We start from the raw sequence: 19,833 nt of genomic DNA, 5'->3' as shown, positions 1-19,833 counted from the left end.
CCCCCGCGGGGGGGGGGGGCGCGGCGGGGTGTCGGGCGCGGCCCCCCCCCCGGCCGGGGGCCCGGGGGGGGCGGGGGGCTGGGGCCCCCCCCCCCCCCGCCGGGCGGCCCCCCGCCACCGCGCGCGCACGACCAGGCCGCGGGCGGCGGGCCGGGCGGCCTGGTCGTCGTAGTCGCTGACGCCGTAGTTGCCGATGTGGGGCGAGGTCATGACCACCACCTGGCCGGCATAGGAAGGATCGGACAGCACCTCCTGGTAGCCGGTCATGGAGGTGTTGAACACGGCTTCTCCCACCCGGACCCCTTCGACGCCTACCGGCCTGCCCTCGAACACCTCCCCGTCGGCCGTAACCAGGAACCCGCCGCTCATCCGAGTCCTCCGAGTCCGGCAGACGGCGCGGCCATGTCGAGCCGTGCGGAGTCATGGGTAAGCCGGCCATCGCGGAAGGTGAGGCGGACCCGGCCGTTCAGCGGTACCCCCGTGAACAGGGAGTTGGCCGACTTGGACCGGAACAGCTCGGGAGTCCACTGCTCGTGCCAGTCCACCACCACCAGGTTGGCCGGGATCCCGGGCTCGATCCAGTTGCCGTGCCGCTCGAGCGAGGCAATCGTCGCCGGGGTGACCGACATCCGCTCGAAAAGCAGCCGGGGATCCGGGTCGAGGACGGTGCGGACTGCTGAAAAGGCGGTTTCCAGTCCGGTAACCCCCTTGGGCGCCTCCTCGAACGGAACGTCCTTCTCGTGGGCGGCGTGGGGAGCGTGGTCGGTGGCGACCGCATCGATCACGCCGTCGCGGAGCCCGTCTCGGAGCGCCTCGATGTCGGCGGACGTGCGGAGCGGCGGGTACATCTTGGCCACCGGATCCATCGACAACACCTGCTGGTCGGAGAACCAGAGGTGATGCGGGGTCACCTCGGCGGTCACGTTCACCCCCCGGTGGCGGGCGGACTCGATCAGGTCCAGGGTGCCGGCACAGCTGACGTGCTGGACGTGATAGGCGGCGCCGGTGAGCTCGGCTACGGCCAGGTCACGGGCCACGATCACCGTCTCGGCCTGGGGCGGAATACCTCCCATGCCGAGCAACGAGGACACCCGGCCCTCGTGCATGTGCCCGCCCCGGCCCAGGCCGGGGTCCTCGGCATGCTGGGCGATCACCCCGCCCCTCGAGTGCAGGTACTCCATGGCCCGCCGCAGCAGGCCCGAGTCGGCCACCGTGACCCCGTCGTCGGTGAAGACCCGCGCGCCGGCGGCGAACAGGTCGTCCAGATGGGACAGCCGGAGGCCTTCCATCCCCATCGTGATGCATCCGGCCGGGATCACGTCGACCAGCCCCACCTGCCGGCCCCGGTCGCTGATGTAGCGGGCCAGGTGGCCCGAGTCGGTGGGCGGATCCGTGTTGGGCATGGCGACCACCGCGGTGAACCCCCCGGCGGCGGCCGCCCGGGATCCGGAGGCGATGTCCTCCTTCCATTCCTGGCCCGGCTCCCGGAGATGGGCATGGAGGTCCACGAAACCGGGTCCCACCACCAGGCCCGAGACATCGATCACCTGCCGGCCTGCCCGGTAGCCCTCCGTGGCCTCCGGGTGAGGCCCCACGGCGGTCACCCGGCCGCGCTCGATGAGGACGTCGGTCCGGACCTCGCCGCCCGGCGTGAGAACTCCACCGCCCGTCAGGAGGATCCCGCTCATCACTTGCCTCCGAGCAGGCGGAACAGAATGGCCATCCGCACCGCCACGCCGTTGGTCACCTGGTCCAGGATCAGTGCCCGGGGATGACCGGCCACCACGTCGTCGACCTCCACACCCCGGTTCATCGGACCGGGGTGAAGCACCACCGCATCGGCGGGAAGGCGGGCGAAGCGATCGCGGGTCATGCCGTACCGGGATACGTACTCGGGCAGCGACGGAAACACCGAGGCGCCTCCCCGTTCCGTCTGGATCCGCAGCAGGTAGGCGGCATCGACCGACCCCACCACCGCGTCTAGGTCGTCGGTCGTCTCGACCGGCCAGCCTTCGCAGTCAACCGGCTGGAGGGTCCTGGGCGCCACCAGTGTCACGCTGGCGCCCAGAGTGGTGAGGGCGAACACGTTGGACCGGGCCACCCGCGAGTGGCGGATGTCACCCACGATGGCCACCCGCAGGCCGTCCAGATCGCCGAATCGCCGGCGCAGGGTCAGGGCGTCCAGCATGGCCTGGGTGGGATGCTGATGGGCACCGTCGCCGGCGTTGATGACCTGGCACCCTGTCCATCCGGCTATCCGCCACGGGGCGCCCGTGGCCCGGTGGCGCACCACCATCAGGTCCACGCCCATGGCTTCGATGGTCAACGCCGTGTCCTTGAGGCTCTCCCCCTTGGATAGGGACGAGCCGGACGCGGAGAAGCTCATCACGTCGGCCGACAGTGCCCGTGCGGCCCGCTCGAACGACAGCCGGGTGCGCGTGGAGCTTTCGAAGAACATGTTGGCCACCAGCTTGCCCTGGAGAGCGGGGACTTTGGGAATCGGGCGGGCCAGCACGCGGGTGAACTCGTCGGCCAGGTCCAGTATCTCCTCGAGGTCGTCCCGGGGTAGTCCTTCGGTGGTGAGGAAGTTCAACCCAGTACCTCCTCCACCCACACCCCGTCGTCACCCCCGTCGATCTCGCCCAGCCTCACCGAGACCCGTTCGGCCACAGAGGTGGGAAGGTTCCGCCCGACATGGTCGGGACGGATCGGAAGCTGGCGGTGTCCCCGGTCAACCAGTACAGCCAGGCGCACCGCCTCCGGCCGTCCGAAGTCGTTCAAGGCGTCCAGCGCGGCCCGCACGGTGCGGCCCGTGTAGAGGACGTCGTCGACGAGCACCACGGTCCGGGCGGTGATGTCGACCGGAAGCTGGGTCCCCGACAGCGGTGTGGTGGGCCTGGTAGACAGGTCGTCGCGGTGCAGGCCGATGTCCAGGGCGCCCACCGGCACCCGGGCGCCCCCGACCTCCTCGATGACCGCGGCGATTCGACGGGCCAGCGGTACGCCCCGGGTGTGGATCCCCACTAGCACCGGGAGGACGTCCCGCGACTTCTCGATGATCTCGTGAGAGATGCGGGTCAGCGACCGCCTGACGTCGGCGGCGGCCATCACCATGGGCATCAGTTACCACGTCCTCCTCAGGCCGCGTGTCAACCGGAAGGGGTGAGGGGAAGCGGTACGGGAAGGCACGCCGGAGCGTACTCGCCGCGGCGCGGGCGCCGCTCGGCGCAACTCGGGTCTCCTTCCCGGCCTCACCGGACCGGATTAAAGGTTCGGCGCAACGCTAGCAGGATCGGAGCGTCCCGAGTCCCGGGCTCTTTCGTTCATGCGGCCCGACTGGAAGTACGCCGGTCCGAGGATCACCCGATGCCAATCCACCCAGGCTTCTCCACCGAAGGGCTGCACCGGCCGTGCTCTACCCACGGTTCGTGTCACACCCTCGTTCTACGATGTTTGATAACCGTAAATACCAGCACAGTCCGGTTCGGACGTCCGCCGGATCACAAGAGGTCAGATCGTCGAGCAGCCCCGCCGGGGGAAGACGGGACGCGCTCGATACCAGGTGGTAGCGGCAGGGGGAGGGCCCGGCGGGCGAAGCCCGGCGACCACGATTTTCGCGTTCTGTACCGATTCACGGGATGCGCCGAGCGACTGAGGTGGCCGGCCGGCCGGCCAGCCACCTGGTCCGCCACGGGTCAGACCTGTCGGCAGGAACCCGCCGAGAAGGTCGGGCCATCCCACCGGCTCAACCTTCGGTCCGCACCTGCCCGGCGAGGGTGGAGAGGACTCCGTTGACGAAAGAGCCGCTCCTCTTCGTCGAGTACCTCTTGGCGAGCTCGATCGCTTCGTTGAGCACGACCGCCGTCGGGGTGGACTCGTGAAGAAGCTCGTACAGGGCGAGGCGTAGGATGGTCCGGTCCACCACCGGCATCCGGTGCAGGGGCCAGCGCTCCGAGGCCGCCTCGATCCGCCGGTCGAGATCATGCTGATGGGTTCTGACACCCGCTGCGTAGCGCTTGGCCTTGCCGGTGAGTCCGGTGGTCGGGTCTACATCACTCCGTAGGTCGGCCTGGTAGAGGGCGGCCAGCGCCGCGGTCCGCGGGTCGCGGGCGGTCTTGGAGGCGTGCTCGGCCATATCCCGCCACCGTCAAGCCCGCGAAATGTAGGTGCCGGAGCGGGTGTCCACCTTGATGGTGTCACCGGCTTCGATGAACAGCGGCGCCTGGACCACCAGGCCGGTTTCGAGCGTGACGGGCTTGGTGGCGCCCGACACCCGATCACCCCGGACCGCGGGTTCAGCCATGGCGACCTCCAACGCGACCGAGGCGGGCAACTCTACGCCGATCGGGTTGCCCTCGTACAGAGGAAGCATCACGGTCGCGCCGTCGGTTATGTAGTTGGCGGCCTCGCCCACGTCCTCTTCGGCAATCGCGAACTGGGCATACGTCTCCAGGTTCATGAAGTGGAAGCCCATGTCGTCTCGGTAGAGGAACTGGTGGTCCCGGCGGTCGATGATGGCCTGCGGCACATTCTCGTCGGCGCGGAAGGTGCGGTCGACCACGGCGCCGGTGACCAGGTTCTTCAGCTTCATGCGGACAAAGGCCCGCCCCTTGCCGGGCTTGACGTGCTGCTGCTCGACTATCAAGAACAACCCGTCCGGCAGATCGAGCGCCATGCCTGACTTGACATCGTTGGTGGAGACCATGGGGCGATTCTAGAGAGGAGTCGGTGCCCAGTGGCCAGTGGTTGGTGACCAGCGTAATCCAATATCAACTATCAACTACGGCTTCGCGAGACGGTAACCGACGCCGGACTGCGTGAAGATGTAGGACGGGTTCCTGGCGTCGTCCCCGATCTTCCTGCGCAAGTTCTTGATGAACGAGCGCAGGAGGCGCTGATCTGCCGGCCGGTTCTGGCTCCATACGCTCTCCAGCAACTGGTCGTGCGTCAGTACCCGTCCGGGGTAACGGGAGAGTTCGAACAGAAGCTTGTACTCGGTCGGAGTGAGACGAACGGGTTTGTCTGCCACGGTCACCGAACGTTCCAGATAGTTGATGGCCAGGTCGGCGTACCTGTACGGCTCGATCCCGGCGTGCGGAAAGGCGGCCACCTGGCGTAGCGCCGCTCCGATCCTGGCCACGAGTTCGGCCGGGGAGAACGGCTTCACAACGTAGTCCGCGGCACCTAGCTCGAACGCCTTGGCGATTTCCTGGCCTTGCCCAAGGCCGGACAGGATGATGACCGGGGTGTGGAAATCGGAGCGGATGCGCCTCAGCAACTCGAACCCGTCGATTCCGGGTAGGACCAGATTCACCAGCACGAGTCGCGGGCTCTCCGATTCGAGCAAGCTGCCCACCTCGTTCGCGTCGCCGGTTACCACCGGTGTGTATCCCGCCGTGGCCAGGGTATTGCGGACGTACCGCAGTATCTGAGGGTCGTCGTCCACTACCAGGATCCGGTCGCTCGCTCGATGCGCGTCGCCGGAATGCGTGGGCCCAGCGGCCGGGTCGAGTAGACGATCGCCGGTGGTTTCGTCGACAGCCGGGATCGTGAAGGTGAACCGCGTTCCGTGCCCTTCCCCAGCGCTCTCGGCCGAGATACGGCCGCCGTGGGCCTCCACGATGCCTCGACAGATCGCAAGGCCGAGGCCGTTGCCGCCAACCCGGTGATCTCCGCCGACGTCGATCCGGGAGAACTTCGTGAACAGCCGAGGAAGGTGCTCGCTGGCTATACCCTTGCCTTCGTCGGATACCGATACGACCACATGGGCGTCGTGGAGCCAGGCCGTCACTCGGATGGGAGACCAGTCCCCGGAGTATTTCGACGCGTTGGAGAACAAGTTGTGCAGAACCTGGACGATCCGCTTGCCGTCCGCTGTGACCCGCGGCAAGCCCGGTGCCACGTTGATCTCGATACTGTTGCGGTATCCGCTGCTGAGGAAGGCATTCCTCGCCTGGTCGACTAAAGCCGACACATCGGTCGGTTCGGCCACCACCGAAAGGGTTCCCGCCTCTATCCGGCTCAGGTCCAACAGGTTATTGATCAGGTCCCGCATGTTGTCGGCCTGTTCCTCGATGATGCGGAAGAACTGGCGGATCTCGGCCGGATCGAGCGGCGATGAGGCACCCAGCACAGTGGCGGCGGAACCCTTGATCGACGTCAGCGGGGTTCTCAACTCGTGGCTGACCATCCCCAAGAAGTCGGTACGGAGACGCTCCAGCTCCTCCAGCGGGGTGATGTCCTGGATGGTTGCCACGACGGCGACGAGTTGGCCGTCTTCAGAGCGGATAGGAGTGGCGTTGATGAGGGTGGTCACCTGATCACCCGACGGACGGACGATCACCAACTCCTCGGCGCGGACGATCTCGCCGGTACGTAGTGCCCGCTCGAACGGGACCTCGTCGTGCGCCATGACCGTTCCGTCCATACGCCGGAACTCGACCTTGCCGAGGGTACGAGCGGAGTCCTTCTCCTCCCCGGATCGGTGACCGATAAGACGGCACGCTTCCCGATTGATCCTGACCACTCCCCGGGTGAGCGCATCGAAGACCACCACGCCCACCGGAGAGGTGTTGAGTAGGGCTTCGAGGTCGGCCTTGGCCCGCTGCTCGTCGCCGTAACGGCGTGCGTTGGTGATAGCCATCGCCGCCTGCGCGGCGAACATCTTCAGCGTCTCCTCATCCTCGAGGGTGAACTCCCCTCCGGATTCCTTCTCACCGATGTAGATGTTTCCCACGTGCCTGTCCCGTACGCGGATCTGGGTACTCAGGAATGTCCCGATCTTCACGGGAAAGTCGGTAAATCCGGCCGCTTCGACGTGGGCTATGAAGTCCCGTGTTCTCAGCGATTCGCGCAGCAGGCTGAGGTACCCGAAAATGGCTGTCCCCGACTGATAGCTCAGTATCCGCTCGGTCTCCTCGTCGGTCAGACCGGAGATCAGCACGTCCTGGGGCTTGCCGGATTCGTCGTGAGTGGTGAGAGCGGTGTAGCGAGCACCGGTCAGCAACCGGGCACCGTCCGCGACCTCCTGAAGGACGGTGTCGAGTTCAAGGTCTTCACTGATTCGCAGGATTGCGTCAGTCAACCTGGAGATGCGACCGCCCAGGGTTCTCGTTCTCGGCCTGCCCCCGGCCGGTGTCTTTCACGACTCCCACGTCGTCACCAAACCGGCCGCGCGGGCACGCCTGCTTCCCGTAGACCTTCCACTGCCGGCAGCCGCTTCGCCGGCCACAGTGTCTTCACCATGCCTTCGCACCATCTTCCTGACGTATCCGACTTCAGACACCGCGGTCCATCAATCCCGAGTTCCCACGTCTGATGGGACCGATAGCCGCTTCGGAGCACTCGCATTTACCGCTCGGACGACCCGGCTCGAGTAGGACCGATCCTCGAGTCGTTAGGGCAACGTCCCGCCGACCCGGCCGCCACTCATCCTACCGAGAGGACGCAACAACAGTTGCATCATGATTCCCAATCTGTGAATTGGACTACGGAGGGTGAAAGCTGAGCGTCCCTGCCTACAACGGGCAGGGCTCAAGACTGCCAGTCGGCCCGGCCGGGCGGTCAGGCAGACAGGTACGTGAGGATGGCGGCGTCGACGAGAAGGCCCTTTGCCGGCCGAATGCCGTGTGATGGAGCGGAGGATGGCCAGACCCACACCCGACAGCAGGGCCCGAAACCCGCGAGACAGCGAGGTCAGCCCGGGCCGGGTTCAACCCGCTATGCCGACTGCTGCCAGGCCCAGCCGTAGAGCTGCCTCATCCACGTACTCGACCGAGGGGTCCCCGATCGCGCGCAGCAGAACCATGCGGAGGCCGGACGCGGTGCGCTTCTTGTCCCGCTGCACCAGCCGGAGGATGGCGTCGGGGGTGGCGGCGTCGACGCGGGTCGGCAACCCCAGACGCTCCAGCGGTAGCCGCACCCGGGCCTCGTCGAACCCGAGGCGGTCAGCGGATACGGCCGCGGCCGCCACCATCCCCACCGCCACGGCGTGGCCATGGGACAGCCCGCACACCACTTCGATGCCGTGACCCAGGGTGTGCCCGAAGTTGAGGATCGCCCGCCGGCCGGTCTCCCGGAAGTCCTCCGACACGACATCCGCCTTGACCGCCACAGCCCGGCTCACCACCTCGGCCATCGGGAAGGACAGTCCGTGCTCCATGAACAGGTCCACCAGCCTCGGATCGGCGATGAAGCCGGCCTTGATCGCCTCCGCCGAACCTTCCAGCAGGAGCGGCTCCGGCAGCCTGCTCAGCACATCGAGGCTGATGGCCACCCGCGACGGATGCCAGAAGGACCCGACCAGGTTCTTGCCCATGACGTTGATGCCGGTCTTGCCCCCGATGGAAGCATCGATGGCGCCCAGGAGGGTGGTCGGCACCAGGATCGATTCGATACCCCTCAGCCAGGTGGCCGCCACGAATCCTGCCAGGTCGGTCACCGCCCCGCCCCCGACACCGACGACGGTGTCGTGCCTTCCCAGATTGAGTTCCGCGAGCCGGCCGTAGAGCACTGCCAGCGTCTCCATGGATTTGGCCTCGTCGCGGTCGGGCACCTCGATCAACGTGGCTGTCGCCTCGGAACCGACCAGTTCGAACACCGATCCGGCTACCGAGCGGGAACCCGGCTGGCAGATGACCACCGCCTGCTCACGACCCGAGGATGCCGGTAGGAGATGATCGGGCAGGCCGGGTCCGATCAGCACCTCCGACGCGTCACCCACCGCCACCCGGGCGCAACCGGCCACCTCGGGGGCCACCTCGTCAAGCGGACGGTCCGCATCGATCCGGTAGTGAGCGGCCTGGCGCAGAAGGTTGTGGCGACCGGCCAGCATCTCCGCCAGTCGGGATGCGGCATCCGTACCGGCCAGCAACGGACGGTCCTTGCCTCCTATCCGCCCGACGAGCACCCCCGAGGGTGCGTCCAGCCACGCCACCACTCCGGAACGGCGCATGGCTTGCACACCGGCCGGGTCGAGGACCGCCCCCCCACCGGTCGCGATCACGCGGCCGGGGGCTCGCGGCGCCGGCTCAGCGGACAGGCGGCGTATCTCGGCGCCCTCCATCTCACGAAAAGCCGCCTCGCCCTGCTCCTCGAAGATGCTTGCGACGGACTTGCCGGCTCGCTCCTCCACGAGCGAGTCGACATCCACGAAACCGCGACCCGTGATGGCGGCGATGCGGCGACCGACCGTGCTCTTCCCGCTGCCCATCATGCCGATGAGCCAGAGGTTCCCCATCGCTCAGAAGGTGCGGATACGGTGCCGGTAGGAGGTCACGTTGACAACGAAGTCCTCCACAGTGTCGCCGCCAAACTTTCGCTGGAGCTCCTGAGCCGCCACGATGGCGACCATCTGTTCGGCCACCACACCCGCGGCGGGCACCGCACAGACATCGGAACGCTCCCGGAAGGCCACCTCCGGCTCCTTCGTCACCACGTTCACGGTGGGGAGGGGGCGCATCACCGTCGAAAGCGGCTTCATCGCCACCCGTACCCGCATCGGCTGGCCTGTGGTCATGCCTCCCTCGATACCCCCGGCCCGGTCGGTGTTGCGGTAGAACTGCCCGTCCTCGTAGTAGATCTCGTCGTGGGCGACCGATCCCCGCCGCCGGCACGACCGCAGGCCGTCGCCGATCTCGACCGCCTTCATGGCCTGGATCGACATCAGTGCCTCGGCCAGGCGGGCTTCGATGCGCCGGTCCCAATGGTCATAGGAGCCGACGCCGGGCGGCAGGCCGTAGACCAGCACCTCCACCACTCCCCCGAGCGTGTCGCGGTCCGCCTTGGCCCGCTCGATCTCGGCCACCATCATCGCCTCTGCATCGGTCCCGAACGCCCGCACCGATGACGCGTCGATGGTGGGCAGGTCCTCGATGGTGGGCAGGTCCTCCGAATCGGAGACGGCCTCGCCGATCGCGACCACATGGCTGACCACCGTGGCGCCGATGCTGGCCAGCAGCTGCTTGGCGAGGTAGCCGGCCACGGTCCGGGCCGCGGTCTCCCGAGCCGATGCCCGCTCCAGGATGTTGCGGGCGTCCTTGGTGTCGTACTTGAGCATTCCCACCAGGTCGGCATGCCCCGGACGCGGCGTAGTCATGGGCCGTTTGGGGACCCCGGGGTCGGGCGACATCTCGTCCTGCCAGCGCGGCCACTCTGTGTTGCGGATGATCACCGCCACCGGAGAACCGAGGGTCCGACCATGGCGTACCCCGCCCATGATCTCCAGCTCGTCCTTCTCGATCTTCATGCGGGCGCCCCGGCCGTAACCGAGACGGCGCCTAGCCAACTCGTACCCGAGACCCTGGCGCGACACCTCCAACCCGGCCGGAAGCCCCTCCACGATGGTGACCAGCCCCGGCCCGTGAGACTCACCGGCAGTAAGGAAACGGAACATGCCCCGATGCTACCCCGCCCCGACCCGGGTACCGCTGCAGCACCCACCAAGCCGCTCGCGGCGATGACGATGTCCGTGCCCTGCGAGTGGAGCCGGGAGCTGCTCGGATGCTCGGCGGAAGACTTACGGATCGAAACCCGGACCGGCCAGAGCGAGGGATACGGCGGCCTCCTGAACACTCCGTCGAGGAGGCCGCCTCCCGCATCGCGGCGATCCGAGTTCGCCAGGTTTAGCTCCCCGAGCCCTCGCCACTCCCATGGCCACCGGATCGTTCTCTACCTTCGCCGGCAGGGCCGTGCTCACCGGAAGCCTCGGCGCTGCTCGGACCGACCTCGGCGTGCGGGCTCCAGCCGTCGAACGGCGTGCTCGTAGCCGGTAGGAGGACGTGGCTCATCTCGCCCGGTCTCAAGTCCACGGGGTTTGTCGGGCCGAGCTCGACCCCGTTGGAGAGATGGACCTCCACCCGGACCCTGTTCAGGACGTCGGCGGTCACATTCTCAACGGCCCCGACAAACGCGTTGGAGGCCGGGTCGTAGGCCATGACCAGCCGGGCGCCGGCCCGGACCTCTTCGAAGACGTCGGTCAACGCCAACCGGTAGCCCGACTCCTCGCCAAGACCACCCTCGGAACCCTCGGCGCCTTCACCCGCCTCGAAGCCTTCAGACCCCTCGGCGTTGCCTGTGGCGGCCTTCTTGACGGCGGCGGTAGCTCGATGCTCACCGGAACCTTCGCCGGCCATAGAGCCTTCCGAGCCCTCGCCGCCGGATCCGTGCCCACCGGACGCCTCGGCACCACCGGAACCCACCTCGGCGTGGGGGCTCCAACCGTCGAACGGCGTGGCAGTGGCAGGAAGCCTGACGTCCACGATCTCACCAGGCGCCAGGTCCAACGGCGTGGTCGGACCGAGCTCGACACCATTGGAGAGATGCACCTCCACCCGGACTCTGTCCAGGACGTCGGTCGTCACGTTCTCCACGGCGCCGACGAACGCGTTGGCAGCCGGGTCGTAGGTCATGAAGAGACGGGCGCCGGCCCGAACCTGATCGAAGGTATCGGTCAACGCCAACCGGTTACCCGATTCCTCACCGAGACCACTCTCGGCGCTGCCGGTGCCGACTTGCTGGACAGCCGGCGCACGTCCATCGTTCCCGCCGGCATCGCTTCCGCAGGCCGCCAATCCCACGGCCACGGCGACGGAAGCCACGCCGGCCCCCAACCACCGGACCCACTTGAAGGCCCTACGCTCCGGAGATGCCCCAGACTCGATCTGCTGGTTCTCCGGGCGTTCCTGATTACGCATGATCCTCTCCTTATCAGCTGGACGATCAATGTCGAACCCATCGTGCGTGTCCAGCCTGTGAGTTTCCTGAACGCCGCCTGAGAGCTAGCTGAGAATCCGGATCCCTCCCCCATTTCGGCAAAGGAACCGGGCCCAGCCAACATCGACCTGACGACGCCGCCGGGATCGGCGACGCTGATCCTGGCCCGGTCTGTTCACACACAGGCAGTAGGCACCATCTCTTAACAATTGAAATAAAGTTCTGATAAATGGCACGTGCCAGCGTGAGTCGCGGCTACCCTGTGAATCGGGATGACGAGCTTCCTGGTCAGGGGTCCGACCCGGCTGCACGGGCACTTCGAGCCGTCGGGCAACAAGAACGCCGCTCTACCGATCATTGCGGCCTGCCTGCTGACCGAAGAACCGGTCACATTGCACAACGTGCCCCTCATCGGCGACGTCAAGTCGCTGCTCCTCATCCTGGAGGGCATGGGGGCGTCGATCACCAGCCCCGAGCCGGGGACCCTCCACATCCACTGCAACGGCATGACCAGCTCCGAGATCTCGGAGGAGCAGGCCAGCATCATCCGGGCCTCCATCCTGCTGGCCGGACCTTCGCTGGCTCGCTTCGGCGAGGTCAACCTCCCCCCGCCGGGTGGTGATGTCATCGGGCGGCGCCGGATCGACTCCCACGTGCACGCTCTCGAAGGACTCGGCGCCTCCTACAGCTTCTTGAACGGTCACCGGTTCCGGGCCGGAACGCTCAAGGGGTCGGTGGTGTTCATGGACGAGCCGTCCGTGACCGGCACCGAGAACCTGATCATGGCCTCCGTGCTCGCCGAGGGTCACACCACCATCGAGAACGCCGCTTGCGAACCACACGTCCAGGACCTGTGCCACTTCCTCAACACCCTCGGCGCCCGCATCTCCGGCATCGGCAGCAACATCCTCCAGATCGATGGCGTGGAGCGCTTGAGCGGCGGCGAGTACACCATCTGCCCCGACCACATCGAGGTGGGGAGCATCATGGCGCTGGCTGCCGTGACCCGATCCCCCATCACCATCGGTGGGTACCTGCCGGAGATGAACAAGCCGATCGATCTGGGATGGGCTCGGCTGGGTATCAAGTACGACGCTCTGCCGGACGGCATCGCCCAGATGCGCTTCAACGGACCGCTCAACGTGCTGCCCGACCTCGGCGGCGCCATCCCCAAGATCGAGGACGGGCCGTGGCCGTCCTTCCCGGCCGATCTGACCAGCATCGCCCTCGTGGCCGCCACCCAGGCCTACGGTTCGATCCTCATCCACGAGAAGATGTTCGAATCGAGGATGTTCTTCGTGGACCGGCTGATCGTCATGGGCGCCCAGATAGTGCTGTGCGACCCTCACCGGGCGGTGGTGATGGGACCTAACAAGCTGACCGCCAGCACCATGTCCAGCCCCGACATCCGGGCCGGGATGGCCCTTCTCATCGCGGCGTTGGTGGCGGAAGGCGAGAGCGTCATCCACAACGCCGAGCAGATCGAGCGGGGTTACGAGAGGATCGACAGCCGGCTCGGCGTCATGGGCGCCGACATCCGGCGGATCGACTGAACCGCCGCTCCCCTGTTATCCGCGGTTCTAGGAGGGTACTGAGAAATGTCCAGTTGGCCCGCCACTCGGAAACGAAACCCCAGGTCAAGACGTCGCGGGCCAACCCATCCCCGTCTTTTTCAGCACCCTTCTACGCGCCGCGCGGATCCCAGGTGAAGTAGCGGGTGATGATCACCATCCCGAACGCCAGCCATAGAACCATGACACCCAGGTGCTCCCACCCGAGTATCGGACCCTCGTAGAGCGGGTCGAAAGCCTCACCGAACGGCCCGGCAAAGTGCTTCAGCGGGAATATGTCACCCAGGATCACCAACCATCGCGGCGCGTCGTCCAGCTGGATGAATATCCCCGAAACGAATGCCATGGGCAGGAACACCCCGTTCGCCACCGCCGGGGACGAGTCTGCATTCTTGAGGACGGCGCACACCGCCAGGCCGAGCGCCGAGAACGTGGCGATCCCCACCACGAAGACCGCCAACGCAGTTCCGAGGTTGGCCCAAACCATCCGGAAGCCGAAGAAGGCCCACCCCAGGATGAACATTATGCCGACCGAGAGCACGGCGAACCAGACCCCGGAGCAGATCCGGCCCGCCATGTAGACCCAGGCCGGTAGCGGCGTGCCCCTGACTCGTTTGAGGATTCCCTGATCCCGGGCGTAGGCCACCCCGATCGCCAGGTTGCTGAACGTTGACGACACTGCTGCGAACACGGCCATGGCAGGAGCGAAGAACTGGGAGAAGCTGTAGCCGCCACCCACCTCGACATCTCCGAAGATGACGCTGAACAGGATCAGGAAGATGACCGGGAGAGCCAGGGTGAAGAAGGCGGCGGCCGGAGTGCGCCAGAACACGCGGTTGTTGTGGCGGAACTGGCCCCAGACGAGGGACAAATAGCGGGCGCCGCTCATGATGACCGACCCCCGTTCCCGGTCTCACCCACGATGTCGAGATAGACATCCTCAAGGCTGGGCCTGCTCACTTCCAGGCCGCCCAACTCGATCCCCCGCTCCGTGGCCCAGGTCGTAAGCGCCAGCAGATCGGCGGTCACCGAGGCGGACCTGTAGGTGACGGTGTGGCCGGCCATGACCGGACCGCCCTCCAGTCGAGGAGGCCCGTCCGCGCCCTCGGCGGTGAACGAGATAGTGCTGGACGCACGGCCCTCGCCCAGCGAATCGGCCGTTCCTTCGGCGACTACGGAACCGCCGGCCAGGACGATGATCCGATCCGCCAGATGCTGGGCTTCGTCGAGGTAATGGGTGGTGAGCAGGATGGTCTTGCCCAACTCGGTCAGGCCTTCGATCATCGCCCAGGACTTGCGGCGGGCGGACGGATCGAACCCCGTGGTGGGCTCGTCCAGGAACAACAGCTCGGGATCCCCGGCCAGTCCCAGCGCGAGATCGAGCCGGCGCTTCTGACCGCCGGAAAGCGTCTTGATGCGGGCATCGGCCTTGCCATCCAGCCCCACCAGGTCAATCAACTCGTCCGTGGGTAGCCGGCGGGAATAGGACCGGGCGTAGATGTCGATGGCCTCCCGGACCGTCAACACGAACTCGATTCCGGTCTCCTGGAGGACGATCCCGATCCGGTCGCGAAACTCCCGACCGCCGGATGCCGGATCGTGGCCCAACACACTGATCGCGCCGCTGTCCGCCCGCCGGTAGCCCTCCAGGATCTCCACCGCAGTGGTCTTGCCGGCGCCGTTCGGACCGAGGATCGCCAGCACCTCACCCTCGTCGACCGTGAAGCTGACCCCCGCCAATGCGGTGACGGAGCCGTAGGTCTTGGTTAGGCCTTCGACGCTGACTGCCGGGGGCACGATGGGAACCTTCCTATAGTTTGTAACACAAAGGAGTTTATATGGCGAATACCTCTGACGTCAAGTTGTCTGTAGAAGGAAGCGCCAACGTCACGGCGGACCGCTGGCCGGGGCCCGGTCGCCAAGACCGCCGCGTATCCAGGACAGACGATGGGACGGATGTCATAGGTGGCCAGGCCCGGCGTCGATCCGGGGACCTCTGCTTTTTCAGAGCAGCGCTCTACCGACTGAGCTACCTGGCCGCTGAGCTACGAGAACCGTCTCCGAGGAGGGTGCTGGAAAGGACGGGGATGGGTTGCCCCCGATTCCTCGACCTGCGATCTTCCAGCCGGCCATCGGGCCAACTGGACACTCTTCAGTACCCTCCGAGCGGCTGGTTCTCGTGGCGGGGACGACGGGATTTGAACCCGCGACCTCCGGCTTGACAGGCCGGCGTGAACTCCAGGCTTCACCACGCCCCCGTACCGCCCCACCAGACTAACCCGCTCCCGCACGAGAAGCCAGAGAACCGGGTAGAGCCCGGGATTATAGGACTGTCCGAATGGTTCTCTGCGCTAGAACTCAACTGTCGATGGATCAGTCCAGTGCCGAGGCCATCACCTCCAACAGGACGTCGACATCATGGTCGCCCACGTCGAGATGGGTGACGATACGGCAGGACCGCTCATCCCGGGGCGAGATGAGCACGCCCGACTCGCCGGCGGTCTCGATCAGCTCCGCCGAACCGGGGCCGTCCGGAGCCGTCCGGAATACCACGATGTTCGTCTCCACCGGTAACACCCTCTCCACCCGGGCCATCCCGGCCAGGGCCGCCCCGATGCGGGCCGCCCTGGCATGGTCGTCGGCCATCCGCTCCACGTGATGGTCGAGCGCGTAGAGGCCCATCGCGGCGAGGATTCCGGATTGGCGCATCGCCCCACCCCACTGCTGTTTCCATCGCCATGCCCGATCGATGAAATCCCTGCTGCCGGCCATGACCGCCCCCACCCCTGCTCCTAGGCCCTTGGTGAGGTCGATCCAGACGCTGTCCATACCCTCGGCCATACGAGCCGCCGGGACTCCGGTTGCCACCACCGCGTTCAGCAGGCGGGCGCCGTCCATGTGGGTCAGGAGGCCCGCCGAGTGAGCCACCTCGGCCACCTCGTCGATGGTCTCGACGGGCCAGATGGCCCCGCCGGCCAGGTTGGCGGTCTGCTCGATCGATACCAGCCGGGAGGGGGGCCTGTACCGGGACTTGGGCCGGATAGCCCGCGCGACCTGCTCACCCGTGAACCTCCCGTGATCCCCGCCGAGCGGGTGGACCATAGCGCCGGCCAGGGCAGCCGGGCCACCCGACTCGAAACCGATGATGTGGCTACTCCAATGCGCGATCACCTCATCGCCGGGATCGACGTGGACCTTGATGGCGATCTCGTTGCACATGGTGCCTGACGGCAGGAACAGGGCCGCTTCCTTGCCCAGCAACTCGGCTACGCGTTTCTCCAGCCGGGAGGTGGTGGGATCGGTACCCAGCTGCTCGTCCCCGACTTCAGCGTCCAGAACCGTGGCCCGCATGGCCGCGGTCGGCTTGGTCTGCGTATCGGACTGGAAGTTGTGCATCACGGCCTCCATAGATGGGTGCTGGGAACGTCCCGCAGCCGGGCGGCGCCCACATGTTCCCAGGTCTATTGGGCCTCTCATTCCTAACGTATTAGGTAGAGAAGGCACAACCCATTAGCAAAATCCGGCCAGGAGCCTTGGCCTACTGCCTGATGACCACCTGGCGGCGTTCGGGGCCGACGGAAACCCGGCTGACCGGAAGACCGACCCGGTCCTCGATGAACTCTATGTAGCGACGGGCCTGACCGGGAAGGTCCTCGAAGCTCCGAGCACCCGTGATGTCCTCGTCCCAGCCCTCGAGCTCCTCGTAGATGGGAGAGCAGTTGTATAGAACCCGCTGCTGGCGGGGGAACTCGGAATAGGTGTTACTCCCCGACCGGTAGCCGGTGGCTGCCCGGATCGTGTCAAAACCGGACAGGACGTCGAGCTTGGTGATGAAGAGTTCGGTGAGCGAGTTGACCCGGCGGGCATAGCGGAGGGCCACCAGGTCGAGCCAGCCGCAGCGCCGGCGCCGTCCCGTCACCGTGCCGTACTCCCCGCCCACATCCACCATGCGATCGCCCGCTTCGTCGAATAGCTCGGTGGGGAACGGGCCGCTGCCGACCCGTGATATGTAGGCCTTGGCCACGCCCACCACCCGGTCCAGCGCCCTGGGACCGACTCCCGCGCCGACCGCCGCTCCTCCGGCGGTGGGGTTGGAGGAGGTGACGAACGGGTAGGTGCCGTGGTCGATGTCGAGCAGCGTGCCCTGTGCTCCTTCGAAGAGCACGTCCTGCCCGCCCGCCAGGGCCTCCCAGATCAGCAGGGAAGTGTCATCCACCATCGGTAGGAGCCGGTCCGCATAACCGAGATACTCGTCCACGATGCCGGACGACTTCATCGGAAGCTGGTTGTAGACCCGTGTGAGGATCTTGTTCTTCTCCGTCAGGACGGTCTCCAGCTTGTCGGCGAAGATGGCCGGGTCGAAGAGATCCTGTACCCGGATTCCGGTGCGGGCGATCTTGTCCGTGTAGGCAGGCCCGATCCCCCGCTTGGTGGTCCCGATCCGGTTGCGGCCCAGGTAGCGCTCCATGACCGTATCCAGCTTGCGGTGGTAGGGCATGATCAGATGGGCGTTGCCCGAGATGCGGAGCCGGGACGGGTCGACTCCCCGCTCCTCCAGCATCGACATCTCCGCCAGCAGCACCTGGGGATCGATAACCACGCCGGAGGCGATGACGGGCGTAACCCCCGGATACATGACCCCCGACGGCACGAGTGACAGGGCGAAGCGCTCCGAACCCACGACGATGGTGTGGCCGGCGTTGTTGCCTCCCTGGTAGCGGACCACGTAGTCGGCATCCCGGGCGAACAGGTCGGTTACCCGACCCTTGCCCTCATCACCCCATTGGGCACCTAGCACCACCGTTGCAGGCATGACCTAGGAGGGTACTGAAAGATGTCCGGTTGGCCCGATTTCGACGACGAAACCCCGGTTAGAGCGTCGCAGGCCTACCAATCCCGGTCTCTTTCAACACTCTCCTACCGCTACCCCGCGCAAACCGATGGCACAGCTCTCGCTCCTGGCTCCCGCCACCACCACTTCCGACACATCTCAGCGAGGGTATCCCCCAAGGGGACGGACGTCTGTCAGGCGACGTATGCTGGAGCGAGATGGCGAAGGCGCGGATCAGCAGGGAGGAACGGCGGCGGCGGCTGGTGAGGCGTCACCATCTCCATCCAGATCATCCGGCCACTTCGGGCACCGAGGCGGCCAGGCGCCTGGTTGGCCTGCACTCCAGCGATCCGACCACCGTCTTCCTCTCGGCCCGGGCCCGCGTGCCGGGGATCACTGTCACCGACCTCGAGCGGGAGCTCTATGACCGGCCGAGCCTGTTCCGGGTGCTCGGGATGCGGCGCACCCTGTTCGCCGTCCCGACCGAACAGGTACCGCTGCTCCGGCATGGCTGCGCGCTCAAGCTGGCGCCGGCCGAACGGAAACGCCTGGTCGGATACCTGGAGGGCCAGGACCTGGCGCGAGACGGCGAGGCCTGGGTCAGGAGAGTATCGGATGCGACCGTGGCGGCCATCGCCAGGCGAGGCGAAGCGGCCGCCATGGAGTTGCGCGAGGACGTGCCCGAACTCAAGTTGACCCTCGAGTTCGGGAAGGGCAAGAAGTGGGGCGGGACGGTGGGGGTCTCGACCCGGGTGCTCTTCCTCCTGGCCTGCGAAGGGCGGATCATCCGGGCCCGGCCCCGGGGATCCTGGATCAGCGGGCAGTACCGCTGGACCACTACGGCCGGGCTGATTCCGGGTGGCATCCCCGACCTCGACGTGGCCGAGGCGCGCGCGAAGATCCTGGGACTGTGGTTGCGGACGTACGGACCGGGGACGATGGCCGACCTGAAGTGGTGGTCGGGATGGCCCCTCCGGGATGTGCGTGCCGGCCTCGGGTTGATCGAGGTCTCCGAGGTGGAGACTGACGAAGGACCCGCCCACGTCCTCGCGGGCGACCTGGAACCAACCCCACCATCCGAGCCCCGAGCGGCCCTGCTGCCGTCGCTCGACTCCACCATCATGGGATGGCGGGACCGGGACTGGTACCTGGGTGACCACGCCGGGCCCCTCTATGACCGCAACGGGAACGCCGGACCGACCGTGTGGTGGGACGGCAGGGTGGTCGGCGGGTGGGCTCAGACCAGGGAAGGGCGCGTCTCCTACCGCCTGCTGGAAGACGTCGGTGGAGAGGGCGAGGCCGATGTAGCCCGTGTGGCGGCGCATCTCGAGGACTGGATGGGTCCGACCCGGGTCACCCCCCGGTTCCGAACCCCGCTCGAGAGGGAGCTTGCCGGCTGATCAGGTACGGCTCCGTGTCTCGGAGCGCTCCGGACCTCCAAATCCCCTTCTCAAATGGCAGTGCCAGTGGTCTGTCTGTGGAACGGCGGTGTGGTATGGCGTCGGCAGCGGTGTTCCTCGCAAGGCCCGCTGACGAAGGCATACCCGCAGCGGTACGTCAAGGAAGCAGAACGCAGCGACGGGACACCGATGACCGCCAGAACACGCCGAGCTGTTTCGCAGACAGACCACTATCGCGTCTGTCTGTGGAGCGGCGGTGTGGTCTGGCGTCGGCAGCGGTGTTCCTCGCAAGGCCCGCTGACGAAGGCGTACCCGCAGG

Annotated in this window: 16 protein-coding genes and 2 tRNA genes; 2 read left to right on the top strand and 16 right to left on the bottom strand. The window is 66.7% G+C overall.

All coding sequences use genetic code 11. The features are described 5' to 3' along the window. The 10 genes from OXM57_03455 to OXM57_03410 all read right to left on the bottom strand — a co-directional run. A partial coding sequence (locus tag OXM57_03455) for a hypothetical protein (protein MDE0351727.1) occupies positions 1-369 on the bottom strand: 369 nt, incomplete at its 3' end. Then, entirely contained in the window at positions 366-1,688 is a 1,323-nt protein-coding gene (locus OXM57_03450) for a dihydroorotase (protein MDE0351726.1), read from the bottom strand. The genes OXM57_03450 and OXM57_03455, both read right to left, overlap by 4 nt. Next, entirely contained in the window at positions 1,688-2,593 is a 906-nt protein-coding gene (locus tag OXM57_03445) for an aspartate carbamoyltransferase catalytic subunit (GenBank protein ID MDE0351725.1), read from the bottom strand. The genes OXM57_03450 and OXM57_03445 overlap by 1 nt, the downstream gene beginning before the upstream one ends. Next, entirely contained in the window at positions 2,590-3,120 is a 531-nt protein-coding gene (gene pyrR / locus OXM57_03440; GenBank protein ID MDE0351724.1) for a bifunctional pyr operon transcriptional regulator/uracil phosphoribosyltransferase PyrR, read from the bottom strand. Before pyrR ends, OXM57_03445 begins: the two co-directional genes overlap by 4 nt. A 625-nt stretch (positions 3,121-3,745) precedes the next feature. Then, positions 3,746-4,135, bottom strand: a complete 390-nt coding sequence (nusB, locus tag OXM57_03435) for a transcription antitermination factor NusB (protein MDE0351723.1) — start codon at positions 4,133-4,135, stop codon at positions 3,746-3,748. A gap of 12 nt (positions 4,136-4,147) precedes the next feature. Then, on the bottom strand, positions 4,148-4,705 hold the full coding sequence (efp, locus tag OXM57_03430; GenBank protein MDE0351722.1) for an elongation factor P: 558 nt from the start codon (positions 4,703-4,705) through the stop codon (positions 4,148-4,150). Between the two features lie 75 nt (positions 4,706-4,780). After that, positions 4,781-7,084, bottom strand: a complete 2,304-nt coding sequence (locus OXM57_03425; protein ID MDE0351721.1) for an ATP-binding protein — start codon at positions 7,082-7,084, stop codon at positions 4,781-4,783. A gap of 627 nt (positions 7,085-7,711) precedes the next feature. Next, on the bottom strand, positions 7,712-9,238 hold the full coding sequence (locus OXM57_03420) for a bifunctional shikimate kinase/3-dehydroquinate synthase (GenBank protein MDE0351720.1): 1,527 nt from the start codon (positions 9,236-9,238) through the stop codon (positions 7,712-7,714). Between the two features lie 3 nt (positions 9,239-9,241). Next, positions 9,242-10,393 carry a chorismate synthase gene (gene aroC / locus OXM57_03415; GenBank protein ID MDE0351719.1) on the bottom strand — a complete coding sequence of 384 codons (1,152 nt, stop codon included), beginning with the start codon at positions 10,391-10,393 and terminating at the stop codon, positions 9,242-9,244. 229 nt (positions 10,394-10,622) lie between these two features. Then, positions 10,623-11,693 (bottom strand): hypothetical protein, encoded by a 1,071-nt coding sequence (locus OXM57_03410; protein ID MDE0351718.1) that lies wholly within the window; start codon positions 11,691-11,693, stop codon positions 10,623-10,625. Positions 11,694-11,984: 291 nt separating this feature from the next. On the opposite strand from OXM57_03410, the gene murA reads away from it, so the two are divergent. Continuing rightward, positions 11,985-13,265 carry a UDP-N-acetylglucosamine 1-carboxyvinyltransferase gene (murA, locus tag OXM57_03405; GenBank protein MDE0351717.1) on the top strand — a complete coding sequence of 427 codons (1,281 nt, stop codon included), beginning with the start codon at positions 11,985-11,987 and terminating at the stop codon, positions 13,263-13,265. A gap of 130 nt (positions 13,266-13,395) precedes the next feature. Here murA and OXM57_03400 read toward each other — a convergent pair whose 3' ends face one another. From OXM57_03400 to OXM57_03375, 6 genes are all read right to left on the bottom strand, one after another. Further along, positions 13,396-14,172, bottom strand: a complete 777-nt coding sequence (locus OXM57_03400) for an ABC transporter permease (GenBank protein MDE0351716.1) — start codon at positions 14,170-14,172, stop codon at positions 13,396-13,398. Beyond that, on the bottom strand, positions 14,169-15,080 hold the full coding sequence (locus OXM57_03395; protein ID MDE0351715.1) for an ABC transporter ATP-binding protein: 912 nt from the start codon (positions 15,078-15,080) through the stop codon (positions 14,169-14,171). The genes OXM57_03400 and OXM57_03395 overlap by 4 nt, the downstream gene beginning before the upstream one ends. Before the next feature lie 169 nt (positions 15,081-15,249). Beyond that, positions 15,250-15,322 (bottom strand) — tRNA-Phe (locus OXM57_03390). Positions 15,323-15,463: 141 nt separating this feature from the next. Then, positions 15,464-15,541: transfer RNA gene (locus OXM57_03385), tRNA-Asp, on the bottom strand. Positions 15,542-15,656: 115 nt separating this feature from the next. After that, positions 15,657-16,679, bottom strand: coding sequence for a beta-eliminating lyase-related protein (locus OXM57_03380; GenBank protein ID MDE0351714.1), 1,023 nt, complete (start codon positions 16,677-16,679; stop codon positions 15,657-15,659). A 142-nt stretch (positions 16,680-16,821) separates the two neighbouring features. Next, positions 16,822-18,096 (bottom strand): adenylosuccinate synthase, encoded by a 1,275-nt coding sequence (locus OXM57_03375; protein MDE0351713.1) that lies wholly within the window; start codon positions 18,094-18,096, stop codon positions 16,822-16,824. A 236-nt stretch (positions 18,097-18,332) separates the two neighbouring features. On the opposite strand from OXM57_03375, the gene OXM57_03370 reads away from it, so the two are divergent. After that, a complete protein-coding gene (locus tag OXM57_03370) occupies positions 18,333-19,514 on the top strand; it encodes a winged helix DNA-binding domain-containing protein (protein ID MDE0351712.1) in 1,182 nt (393 codons plus the stop codon). Positions 19,515-19,833: the final 319 nt, after the last annotated feature.

The sequence above is a fragment of the bacterium genome, from assembly GCA_028820935.1.
Taxonomy (GTDB): Bacteria; Actinomycetota; Acidimicrobiia; order Spongiisociales; family Spongiisociaceae; genus Spongiisocius.
The sequence above is the reverse complement of the archived record's forward strand: the minus strand, read 5'-3'. Positions and strand labels throughout refer to the sequence as shown.